At 39.3% G+C, this 11,910-nt stretch carries 12 protein-coding genes, 3 tRNA genes and 1 pseudogene; 3 read left to right on the forward strand and 13 right to left on the reverse strand.

Going from position 1 to position 11,910, the window contains the following annotated elements; genetic code table 11:
* Positions 1-5: 5 nt before the first annotated feature.
* The 12 genes from nuoK to QHG54_RS02050 form a co-directional block, all read right to left on the reverse strand.
* The gene (nuoK, locus tag QHG54_RS01995; protein WP_317993237.1) at positions 6-314 is read right to left on the reverse strand and encodes an NADH-quinone oxidoreductase subunit NuoK; all 309 of its coding nucleotides are present in this window, start codon (positions 312-314) and stop codon (positions 6-8) included.
* Between the two features lie 10 nt (positions 315-324).
* Entirely contained in the window at positions 325-945 is a 621-nt protein-coding gene (locus tag QHG54_RS02000; RefSeq protein WP_317993236.1) for an NADH-quinone oxidoreductase subunit J, read from the reverse strand.
* A gap of 96 nt (positions 946-1,041) precedes the next feature.
* Complete coding sequence (gene nuoI, locus QHG54_RS02005) at positions 1,042-1,533, reverse strand: NADH-quinone oxidoreductase subunit NuoI (protein ID WP_004854316.1); 492 nt, start codon at positions 1,531-1,533, stop codon at positions 1,042-1,044.
* A 14-nt stretch (positions 1,534-1,547) separates the two neighbouring features.
* Positions 1,548-2,594: an NADH-quinone oxidoreductase subunit NuoH gene (gene nuoH / locus QHG54_RS02010; RefSeq protein WP_317994044.1), complete on the reverse strand. Its 1,047-nt coding sequence runs from the start codon at positions 2,592-2,594 to the stop codon at positions 1,548-1,550.
* A gap of 22 nt (positions 2,595-2,616) precedes the next feature.
* Positions 2,617-4,686, reverse strand: coding sequence for an NADH-quinone oxidoreductase subunit NuoG (nuoG, locus tag QHG54_RS02015; protein WP_317993235.1), 2,070 nt, complete (start codon positions 4,684-4,686; stop codon positions 2,617-2,619).
* 66 nt (positions 4,687-4,752) lie between these two features.
* Complete coding sequence (nuoF, locus tag QHG54_RS02020) at positions 4,753-6,060, reverse strand: NADH-quinone oxidoreductase subunit NuoF (protein WP_317993234.1); 1,308 nt, start codon at positions 6,058-6,060, stop codon at positions 4,753-4,755.
* A 146-nt stretch (positions 6,061-6,206) separates the two neighbouring features.
* Positions 6,207-6,878 (reverse strand): NADH-quinone oxidoreductase subunit NuoE, encoded by a 672-nt coding sequence (gene nuoE / locus QHG54_RS02025; RefSeq protein ID WP_317993233.1) that lies wholly within the window; start codon positions 6,876-6,878, stop codon positions 6,207-6,209.
* Positions 6,878-8,068, reverse strand: coding sequence for an NADH-quinone oxidoreductase subunit D (locus QHG54_RS02030; RefSeq protein ID WP_317993232.1), 1,191 nt, complete (start codon positions 8,066-8,068; stop codon positions 6,878-6,880). The genes nuoE and QHG54_RS02030 overlap by 1 nt, the downstream gene beginning before the upstream one ends.
* 126 nt (positions 8,069-8,194) lie before the next feature.
* Positions 8,195-8,803, reverse strand: coding sequence for an NADH-quinone oxidoreductase subunit C (locus tag QHG54_RS02035; protein WP_317993231.1), 609 nt, complete (start codon positions 8,801-8,803; stop codon positions 8,195-8,197).
* A 16-nt stretch (positions 8,804-8,819) separates the two neighbouring features.
* Positions 8,820-9,401 (reverse strand): NADH-quinone oxidoreductase subunit B family protein, encoded by a 582-nt coding sequence (locus tag QHG54_RS02040; protein ID WP_317993230.1) that lies wholly within the window; start codon positions 9,399-9,401, stop codon positions 8,820-8,822.
* Positions 9,392-9,757, reverse strand: coding sequence for an NADH-quinone oxidoreductase subunit A (locus QHG54_RS02045; protein WP_317993229.1), 366 nt, complete (start codon positions 9,755-9,757; stop codon positions 9,392-9,394). Before QHG54_RS02045 ends, QHG54_RS02040 begins: the two co-directional genes overlap by 10 nt.
* A gap of 313 nt (positions 9,758-10,070) precedes the next feature.
* Positions 10,071-10,147, reverse strand: a tRNA-Asp gene (locus QHG54_RS02050).
* A gap of 175 nt (positions 10,148-10,322) precedes the next feature.
* Between QHG54_RS02050 and QHG54_RS02055 the strand changes: the two genes are divergently transcribed.
* Positions 10,323-10,398, forward strand: a tRNA-Val gene (locus tag QHG54_RS02055).
* 89 nt (positions 10,399-10,487) lie between these two features.
* On the opposite strand, the gene QHG54_RS02060 is transcribed toward QHG54_RS02055, so the two are convergent.
* Positions 10,488-10,796: an XRE family transcriptional regulator gene (locus QHG54_RS02060; protein ID WP_406604352.1), complete on the reverse strand. Its 309-nt coding sequence runs from the start codon at positions 10,794-10,796 to the stop codon at positions 10,488-10,490.
* A gap of 266 nt (positions 10,797-11,062) precedes the next feature.
* Here QHG54_RS02060 and QHG54_RS02065 point away from each other — a divergent pair.
* Together QHG54_RS02065 and QHG54_RS02070 are read left to right on the forward strand one after the other, a co-directional pair.
* Positions 11,063-11,318: pseudogene (locus QHG54_RS02065) on the forward strand (type II toxin-antitoxin system RelB/DinJ family antitoxin).
* 204 nt (positions 11,319-11,522) lie between these two features.
* A tRNA-Ser gene (locus QHG54_RS02070) sits at positions 11,523-11,612 on the forward strand.
* Positions 11,613-11,910 lie beyond the last annotated feature (298 nt).

An 11,910-nucleotide genomic window follows, 5' to 3' on the forward strand; every position in this document is an offset into this window, starting at 1 on the left:
ACTGGTCAGCCTTTCATTACATTAACATCTTCAACCGCAATAGAACCACGATTACGGAAAAAAACCACAAGAATTGCTAAACCAATTGCAGCTTCAGCAGCTGCTACGGTTAAAATAAATAAAGCGAATATCTGACCAACGAGATCATGAAGAAACGCCGAAAATGCAACAAAATTGAGATTAACTGAAAGCAAGATAAGCTCAATGGACATCAAGATAATAATCACATTTTTTCTGTTGAGGAAAATTCCAGCAATACCAATTGTAAACATTAAAGCAGAAATAATCAGATAATGAGTGATATCAATGTGCATAGCCTCCCCCTTAAATGCCTTTACCTGATTCAACTTTTTTGATTTCAATTGCATTTTCTACTGTCCTAGAAACTTGCACTGCTATAGATTGCCGCTTTACACCCGATTTATGACGAAGTGTCAAAACAATAGCACCTATCATTGCAACCAATAAAATTATTCCAGCAATTTGAAAGTAAAAAACATAATCCGTGTAAAGAATATCGCCTAATGCCTGTGTATTTGTTCGCTGTATCAAATCCGGCATTGGTTGCGTAATATCCGTTTTGAGAACTGGAGAAAAACGGCTACCACCAAAGACAACAATAAGTTCTGTAGCAATAACAATTCCAACGAAAGCCCCCATAGGAGCATATCGAAGCGCACCACTTTTTAACTCCGCAAAATCAACATCAAGCATCATAACCACAAATAAAAACAAAACAGCGACAGCTCCAACATAAACAACAAGCAGAATAAGCCCTAAAAATTCCGCTCCTGCAAGCAAAAACAAAGCAGAAGCATTAAAAAATGCTAATATTAAAAATAAGACCGAATGCACTGGATTACGTGCTGTAATAACAACAACAGCACTCGCAAGCATAATAAAAGCAAATAAATAGAAAAATGCCGCCGCTAGATCCGTTAGCATAGGATTCTCCTTAACTAATCAAACAATTGGTATAACGCTTCATACCAGATTACAATTTATCGGAAAAATTATCCGATACTTCATTCAACGATACACTTAACGATAAGGTGCATCCATCAATATATTCCGAGCGATTTCCCGCTCCCAGCGATCTCCATTCAATAAAAGCTTTTCTTTATCATAATAAAGTTCTTCACGCGTTTCCGTCGCAAACTCAAAATTGGGACCTTCGACAATAGCCTCAACCGGACATGCTTCCTGACAAAAACCACAGTAAATACATTTAACCATATCTATATCATAACGGACAGTCCTACGCGTACCGTCATTGCGTCGTGGTCCTGCTTCAATTGTAATAGCTTGAGCAGGGCAAATTGCCTCACACAATTTACACGCAATACAGCGTTCTTCACCATTTGGATAGCGACGTAACGCATGTTCACCACGAAAACGCTGAGAGACAACCCCCTTTTCATAAGGATAATTAATCGTAGGTTTTGGTGAAAAAAATTGACGCATTGCCAAGAAAAAAGCACTTACAAATTCCAATAAAAGAAGCGATTTCGCTGCTTGAATAAGACCTGACATAGGGAGACCTCCTCTTAAGCAAAACCAGTATATTTTAAGAAAGCAGCAGTTATTACAACCATCGCCAATGAAAGAGGAAGAAAAACCTTCCAACCAAGCCGCATGAGTTGATCATAGCGATAACGCGGAACAAATGCTTTGACCATAGCAAACCAAAAAAATACAAAACAAACCTTTAAAACAAACCAAATAACACCAGGAACCCAATTAAGCCACCACACATCCAACGGAGGCAACCAACCACCTAAAAATAAAATGGTTGTTAATGCGCACATTAAAACAATAGCAACATACTCACCAAGGAAAAAAAGCATGTAAGGCGTTGAAGAATACTCAACCATGTGACCAGCTACAAGTTCAGATTCAGCCTCGACCAAATCAAAAGGAGGACGATTTGTCTCTGCAAGTGCAGAAATAAAAAATATAATAAACATTGGAAAAAGAATTAGCCAATTCCAATCAAGAAAACTGTTAAAAGGAAGACCAAGAGCCGTACCAATTCCATGACTTTGTTTATAAACAATTGTTGTAAGATCCAATGAACCACTCACTAAAATAACGGTTACAAGCACAAACCCAATTGAAACCTCATAAGAAACCATCTGTGCAGCCGAACGAAGAGCTCCTAAGAAAGGATATTTTGAATTTGACGCCCACCCGCCCATAATAACGCCATAAACCTCAAGAGAGGAAATGGCTAAGATATAAAGCAAACCAACATTAATCTTTGCAACTTCCCAGCCCTCATTGACTGGAATAACAGCCCACGTTGATAAAGCAAGCGTAGCAGACACAAAAGGCGCCAAAAGAAAAACACCCTTATTAGCACCAGCAGGGATAATAGGCTCTTTAACAACAAATTTAATTAAATCCGCAAAAGACTGTAATAACCCCCATGGACCAACAACATTTGGACCACGTCGCAATTGTACAGCCGCCCAAATTTTTCTATCTGCGTAAAGAAGATAAGCAACTAAAACCAGAAGAACAACTAAAAGGAGAAGTGTTTTTCCAACTATAATGAGTAATGGCAATAGCCAAGTTATAAAGAAATCATACAGCATTATTCTTTTTCCTCTGCCCTTACTCTACAGCTTGCGTAGCACGACTCTTTGCAAGAGATGAACATTCAGCCATAACTGCAGAAGCACGTGCTATCGAATTTGTCAAATAAAAGTCTTTAATCACAGAAGTAAATGCTTGAGTCTTCAAAACAATCATTTGTAAAGCAAGTGTTTTAAGATCACTTATATTAGACGGCGCTATATCATCAATGGCACAAAAATGTGGATAATCATTAAATAAGCTCTGTCTTAATTGAGAAAGCGAATCAAAAGGAAGCTTTTTTCCTAAAACATCAGATAAAGCACGCAAAATAGCCCAATCTTCTTTTGCTTCACCTGGAGCAAAACCAGCCCGATTTGTCATTTGAACACGCCCCTCTGTATTCACATACAATCCTGATTTTTCAGTGTAAGCCGATGCTGGCAAAATAACATCAGCAGCATGCGCACCATTATCACCATGGCTACCAATATAAATTGTAAAAGCTTTTGTATTAGCTAATTCTACTTCATCAGCACCAAGCAAAAATAAAACTTCACAGGTTTTAAGAATATTTGCAACCCCAAGCTCGGAAGTAAAACCAATGTCCAACCCTCCAACCGTTGATGCTGCATTGTGAAGAACACCAAACCCATTCCATTCCTCACTAAGAGCACCGACACTATCAGCTAATTGTGCAAGATTTTTTAAAACAGACAAGCCTTCTTTACCTGAAAGAGCTCCCTCCCCGATAAGAATAAGTGGCCTCTCAGCTTCTTTTAACACATTTAAAAATGCATCTTCTCCACGCAGAAGTGCACTCAATGCATCAGTACCAGCTCCAAGATAAGAATAAGGGTAACGTAGATCGACCTTTTCCCCAATTAATGCAATGGGAAACCGTCCCATCCGTTGGCGCTTTAAAATACGTGCATTTAAAACAGCCGCCTCATAGCGCGGATTAGATCCTACAATAAGCAATGCATCAGCCTGTTCAATACCTGCAATCGTTGGATTAAAAATATAACTCGAACGCCCCAATTCAGGAGATAAAGCTGTCCCCCTTTGACGACAATCAAATATCTTTGAATCTAATGAAAGCATCAATGTTTTAAGGGCATACATTTCCTCAACAGATGCAAGGTCTCCAGCAATCGCCCCAATTTTTTCAGGCAAAGTTTTAGAAACCGCCATTTTAATTTTTGCAAAAGCCTCTGTCCAACTTACAGGTTGAAGCTTTCCATCTTTTCGCACATATGGACGATCAAGCCGCTGAGTACGTAATCCATCCCAAATAAAACGCGTCTTATCAGAAATCCATTCCTCATTTATATCTTCATTCGTTCGCGGCATAATCCGCATAACTTCACGACCACGGCTATCAATGCGGATAGCACTGCCAACCCCATCCATTACATCAATCGATTCTGTCTTCACCAATTCCCATGGACGGGCATGAAATGCATAAGGCTTTGAAGTTAAAGCCCCCACTGGACAAAGATCAATAACATTTCCCTGTAACTCAGATGTCATTGCTTTCTCAAGATATGTCGTAATTTCAGCATCTTCACCACGACCTATCAAACCAAGCTCAGAAATACCCGCCACTTCCGTCGTAAAACGAACACAACGTGTGCAATGAATACACCGCGTCATAACAGTTTTTACAAGTGGCCCAATATATTTATCCTCTACAGCACGCTTATTTTCTGTATAACGAGAACAATCACGCCCATAAAGCATTGCTTGATCTTGAAGATCACATTCTCCCCCTTGATCACAAACAGGACAGTCCAAAGGATGATTGATAAGGAGAAATTCCATAACACCTTCACGTGCTTTTTTTACCATTGCCGTGTTGGTAAAAATTTCAGGCACTTCACCATTAGGTCCTAGCCGTAAATCGCGAACGCCCATAGCACAAGAAGCTTGAGGTTTTGGAGGACCACCCTTGACCTCAACTAGGCACATACGGCAATTTCCAGCAATTGATAAAGATTCATGAAAACAAAAACGTGGAACTTCAGCACCAGCCGCTTCAGCAGCTTGAAGCAACGTATAGTAATCAGGAACTTCAATCTCTTTACCATCAACTTTGATATTTATCATCACTCATCCAGCCTACGGATAACCCAATTAAAAACTTGCATTTCCTTGCTCTTAAAACAAAATCCTCTATCCCACTGCTTCCAAAGCAATATTCTTGTTTTGCACTACATTTCGCGTATAATCATCAATTCTACGCTCGATTTCTGGACGAAAATTACGTATCAGCCCCTGTACAGGCCATGCGGCAGCATCACCAAGCGCACAAATAGTGTGACCCTCAACTTGTTTAGATACTTCAAACAAAAGATCAATCTCGCGTTTTTGCGCTCTTCCCTCAACCATACGTCCTAAAAGACGCATCATCCAACCTGTGCCTTCACGACACGGTGTACACTGACCACAACTTTCATGCTTAAAAAAAGCGGCTATACGCCAAATTGCCTTGATAATATCGGTCGATTTATCCATAACAATCATACCCCCTGTGCCAAAAGAAGATCCAACATCTCGCATTCCATCAAAATCCATGATCGCATCGATCATGTCCTCACCACGAACGACTGGACAAGAAGCTCCACCTGGAATAACTGCTAAAAGATTATTCCATCCACCACGAATACCACCCGTATGTTTTTCAATTAATTCACGGAATGAAACACCAAGAGCTTCTTCAAATGTACAAGGTGCATTAACATGCCCAGAAACCATAAACAATTTCGTCCCAACATTATTTGCTCGTCCGATTGATGAAAACCACGAAGCACCCCGACGCAAAATCGTTGGAACAACGGCAATGGATTCTACATTATTCACTGTTGTTGGACAGCCATAAATCCCCATATTTGCAGGAAATGGTGGTTTAAGCCGAGGTTGTCCTTTTTTTCCTTCAAGACTTTCGAGAAGAGCCGTTTCTTCGCCACAAATATAAGCACCAGCACCATGATGAATAATAATATCACAATCATGCCCATATTTCGTTTTTTTGCCAAGTAAACCGGCCTCATAACATTCATCAACGGCAGCTTGAAGCGCTTCACGCTCACGAATATATTCACCACGAATATAAATAAAAGCGACATTCGCTCCCATCGCAAAAGTAGCAAGTGCACATCCTTCAATCAAAGTATGGGGGTCATGCCGCAAAATATCCCGGTCTTTACATGTTCCCGGCTCTGATTCATCTGCATTTACAACCAAATAATGAGGACGGCCATCACTCTGTTTTGGCATAAAAGACCACTTCATTCCTGTAGGAAAACCAGCACCACCACGTCCACGCAACCCCGATGCCTTTACCTCATCAATGATCCAATCACGACCCTTTTCGATAATTGCCTTGGTACCATCCCAATGTCCACGCGACACGGCAGCCTTTAATGATTTGTCTTTTAAACCATACAAATTGGTGAAAATGCGATCTTTATCAGCCAGCATACCCCACCCTTTTTCTTCTTTTCCATAGCATTCTTAGCTTTTCCTCAAATGCAATTTTAAAATATCTTGTCAAGACTTCTTACTTTTCGTTAAATGTTGCCATCGTGGGTAGAATAATAAAATATCTTCTCAAGAAAAAATACTTACTATGTTCCCATTCTTTCCTTATCTTTTTTTGAAGACTTGAGAGGTTTCTTTTTTTCTTTCTCATCATCAAGGAGAGAAGTTAAACCAGTAATCGGTTCCGATGATTGACGACTACTTTGCGGACCAACCACTATTTCAGAACCTTTGCCTGATTCAAATGCATCAATAATTTCTTCAAGACGCTCAGCTGTAAGATCTTCATAAGTATCTTTAAAAATCATAACCATCGGAGCATTCACACAAGCACCAAGACACTCTACCTCTTCCCACGATAATGTCCCATCCTGATTGGTAACAAAAGGCTCATGATGAATTTTTTTCTGACAAACTTTAATCAATTCACCAGAACCACGTAACATACAAGGGGTCGTACCACAAACCTGAATATGTGCTTTTGTTCCAACTGGTTTGAGCTGAAACTGAGTGTAAAAAGTTGCAACCTCTAGAACACGAATATAAGCCATAGAAAGAATCTGAGCAATATGCTCAATTGCAGCGCGAGTCACCCACCCATCTTGCTCTTGAGCACGCATTAATAATGGAATTACAGCAGACTGCTTACGCTCTACAGGATATTTCTTTATAGTATTTTGCACCCATATCTGATTTTCTTTTGTAAAAGAAAACTCTGCGGGCTGATAGACATCATCTGCAAGACGACGCACGGACATTAGCGATCAACCTCCCCAAAAACAATATCAATCGAACCTAAAATAGCTGTAGCATCCGCCAGCATATGACCTCGGGTTAGAAAATCCATAGCTTGAAGATGAGCAAAGCCAGGAGCACGTAATTTAACACGATAAGGTTTATTCGTTCCATCAGAAACAAGATAAACACCAAACTCACCCTTTGGAGCTTCCACAGCAACATATACTTCACCAGGAGGAGTATGAAAACCTTCCGTATAAAGTTTGAAATGATGAATAAGTGCTTCCATTGAACTTTTCATTTCGCACCGCTTTGGAGGCACAATTTTGCGATCCAAGCTTGAAACCGGTCCATTTTTTTCAGTACTAAGTAAACGATCTACACACTGACGCATAATCTTTGCTGATTGACGCATTTCTTCCATACGAATAAGATAACGATCATAACAATCACTATTCTTACCAATAGGAATATCAAATTCCATTTCTTCATAACATTCGTAAGGCTGGCTTTTACGTAAATCCCATGGCACACCAGCTCCACGGATCATAACACCAGAAAAGCCACGTGCCCAAGCTTCATCAATACTTACCACGCCAATATCCACATTACGCTGCTTAAAAATCCGATTTGGAGTTATAAGTGCATCAAGTTTACCAAGAGCAACAAGAAATGGATCAATAAAATTACCAATATCCTCAACTAAAGATTCTGGTAAATCTTGGTGCACACCACCAGGACGAAAATAATTTGCATGAAGACGCGCACCACACGCACGCTCATAAAAAATCATTAATCTTTCACGTTGCTCAAACCCCCAAAGTGGTGGTGTCAAAGCACCAACATCCATTGCCTGCGTTGTTACATTAAGTAAATGATTAAGAATACGCCCAATTTCTGAAAACAAAACACGTATTAATTGCCCTCGTTTGGGCACCTCAACACCCAATAATTTTTCAATGGCAAGAACAAAAGCATGCTCCTGATTCATAGGAGCAACATAATCCAAACGATCTAGATAAGGACCCGCTTGAAGATAGGTTTTTGTCTCCATTAATTTTTCAGTACCGCGATGCAACAGCCCAATATGGGGATCTACACGCTCAACAACTTCACCGTCCAATTCCAGAACCATGCGCAAAACTCCATGCGCTGCAGGATGCTGCGGACCAAAATTGATATTAAAGTTTCGAACATTGACCTCAGCCACAATTAACCCCTTGTTTTTTTTAAAACAAACTTTATATCAAACCTTAATAAAAACTCTTATCACATTGAAAACAAATAAATTATTTAAGAGTTTTATTACTAATACCATACTTTATCAGCTCCAATATCATTTTTCACTATCTGCTTTTTCATCACATGGAAAAACATATTGAGCACCCTCCCAAGGAGAAAGAAAATCAAAATTACGCATTTCTTGTCGCAAAACAACAGGCTCATAAATCACCCTCTTTGCTTCATTATCATAACGGCATTCAACAAATCCCGTCACAGGGAAATCTTTGCGTAGAGGATGCCCTTCAAACCCATAATCAGTTAAGATTCGCCTTAAATCCGGATGACCTGAAAATAAAATTCCATACATATCGTACGTCTCACGCTCATACCATTCTGCTCCAGGATAAATCGAGCAAGCGGAAGCAACGGGAGTATTTTCATCAGTACGCACTTTAACACGCAACCGTAAATTATGACGAGGAGATAATAACTGATAAGAGACATCAAAACGTTTATCACGAGAAGGATAATCAACACCACTAATGTCCGTAATATTGATAAACTGACAGCGAGAATCATCACGAACAAACATTAAGACATCCGCGATTGCATCAAGACGCGATACAATGGTCAATTCGCCAAATGCAAGAACAGTTTCTTCAAGTTTATCTCCTAATTTGTTTTTCAAATAGGAAGAAAGTTCTCCCAATATCTCACTCATCAACAACAAAAGCTCCCTATCGCTCTATAGATCCGGTACGACGGATTTTCTTTTGCAACAATAATATACCATATAGCAATGCTTCTGCCGTAGGAGGACAGCCTGGAACATAAATATCCACAGGCACAATACGGTCACAGCCACGCACAACCGAATAAGAATAATGGTAATATCCACCACCATTTGCACATGATCCCATAGAAATCACATAACGCGGTTCAGGCATCTGATCATAAACTTTCCTTAAAGCAGGTGCCATTTTATTTGTTAGAGTACCAGCCACTACCATCACATCGGACTGACGGGGTGAAGCACGTGGTGCATATCCAAAACGCTCATTATCATAATGAGGCATTGAACATTGCATCATTTCGATAGCACAACAAGCCAAACCAAAACTCATCCACATTAAAGAACCGGTACGCGCCCAAGTAATCAAAGCATCAGCCGAAGTAACTAAAAAGCCCTTATCCGATAATTCAGCATTAATATCACAGAAAAATCCATCGTCAGAACCTATCAACTTACCGGTATTGGGATCAATAATCCCTTTTGTTTTTGGAGCAGTCACCATTGAATTGCTAGATATTAATCCCATTCAAGAGCTCCCTTTTTCCATTCATACATAAATCCAACAGTCAAAAGTGCCAAGAATATAATCATTGACCAGAAACCAAACATACCTATCGAGCCAAATGAAACCGCCCAAGGAAAAAGAAAAGCAACTTCAAGATCAAAAATAATAAACAAAATCGATATCAAATAAAAACGAATATCGAACTTCATGCGTGCATCATTAAACGAATTAAATCCACATTCATAAGCCGATAATTTTTCAGGATCTGGAGAACGATAAGCCACGATGTAAGGCATAATTAAAAGAACCCCAGAAATAACTGCCGAAACAATAATAAAGATTAAGACCGGTAAATAAGAACTCAATAAATCAGTCATAAACCTTTTCCACCTTAATGAAGTGCCTGAATAAAGTAATCATTCAACATTGTTAGATCAAACAGGCAAATCCCAATAACCGTTCTGTTAATTCTGCTCGCACTGCTTCAAGGGCATGTCGGGCGTCATTTTCTTACCGGCATAGGTAACGCAGAGCAAAGAAAGACGCAAGCACTATTCTTACAAACCACATAAAAAGGAACAAAAGTTATATGCTAGGAATCAACCTAAAACTTATGCTTTAGCAGCTATATGGACTATAAGTGAGATATTTAGGTTTAAAAAGTAGAAATTCCACGAGGGAATTACAAAATGGCGCGAGTGACGGGGCTCGAACCCGCGACCTCCGGCGTGACAGGCCAGCACTCTAACCAACTGAGCTACACCCGCGCACTTCTTGTGAACCAATTTACTAATTGGCACAAGCGGTCGTGTAAGGGGTTCATGCGTTTATGTCAAGCAGGCTTATGCATTTTTTTAAAAAATCATCAAATAACATCTTTACTCTTGCGTTTGGAAAAAAATTTCCTTAAAGAGTGCCCATTCAGTTGCTGATCATTACATTGGGCGATTAGCTCAGCTGGTAGAGCGCCTCGTTTACACCGAGGATGTCGGGAGTTCGAGTCTCTCATCGCCCACCATATAGTTTTATATTCCTATTAAGTTGTTGATACTTCATGTGTTTTTTACTGTGAGGGATGCCAGAGTAAAGTTAAGGGAATAGGATTTTCTAACATTTCTCTATAAAGCACGCTTCGCACAATGTTTCTAATGTTTCTTTGAAGTCTGCTAACGCTTCTTGATGTAAGCCATCTAAAAGTCTCATAAACGCAACAACAGTTTCACGTTGCAACGGAGTAGAAGGCTTTATTATGATTCTTTTTCGACAAAAATAGGCTTCTTTTTTAAAGAGAGAAGCTATAGCTTTATCTAAACCATAAAGCTTTATGATCTTTTCCTCCATTCCCACCGGAACAAGCTTTTTGCCAATCTCTACAGAAGCTAAAAACGCTACAGATATATCTAATTTCTTAGCCATCTCTAAGAGACGTTCGGAGTGATCAATGCGAAGTTTACGTAAAATGATGTTAGCAGTTTAAAAACTCCTGTTAGAAAAAGAATGTTCATTGTGATTCTAGCAGAAATTTTTAGTTTTTCTTCTTAAAATATATTGGAAATCAGGACTTCTTTTCAGGGCGTTTTTAACCATGCCAAACGTCTAAGGTGTTTCTAGTTCTAAAAAATTGACTTGAGGCTATAATGTAGCTACATTATAATATAAAGTTAATAAATGGGGAAACTACCATGAAAGCTGATTCCGTTGTTCGCGCTCGTATTCCTACTGCAATGAAAAAACAAGCAATGACCACTCTAAAACGTATGGGGTTAAGTGCATCAGATCTCATCCGCATGACATTTTTGCGTGTAGCTGAAGAAGGTCGCTTACCTTTTGACATCAAAGTACCCAATAGCACAACACGCAAAGCTATCAAGGAACTAGATGAGGAAAAATAAAGTATTTGAAAATGCCGAGGCGTTGTTTAAGGACTTAGGCATCTAATATACTGACAATTCAAGCGTGACATACGCAAGGCAGGAAAACACGGTAAAAATATGAATAAGTTGCGTACATTATTCTGAAATAACAAAGTGGAATAGGAATTATTTTTTGATTGCCCCTCAAATAATTTTATAAAAAACATTTAGAAACACATTTAAATGATTGACCTTTTGTAAGAACTTTGTAAAAAGGCATACTCAGTTTGGAGGGGTGGCCGAGCGGTTTAAGGCACCGGTCTTGAAAACCGGCGTGCAGGAGACTGTACCGTGGGTTCGAATCCCACCCCCTCCGCCATCCAAACTTTACCAACATATAACTTATTGATTCTTTATAATCTTTTTTAAGGTACGGGATGCGTAGATAAAAGTTCGGGTGTAGCTTGCCAGCGGGTTTTGTATATTTTGCCACTAGTTTTTGTACCAATTTATTTTTTTCAAAAGATTTTTAAGGGGTTCTCAAAGGGTCTTCAAAGGTCTTTCAAAGGTTATTTAAAGACCCTTTAATGCATCTTTTCTCTTCATTGTAGCTTGACGCCAGGTTTTGCATCATTTGCCACTATGTTTTGCAGCAATTCATTTTTTTTCAAAGGATT

This window comes from Bartonella gliris (assembly GCF_045277155.1).
GTDB classification, from domain to species: Bacteria; Pseudomonadota; Alphaproteobacteria; order Rhizobiales; family Rhizobiaceae; genus Bartonella; species Bartonella gliris.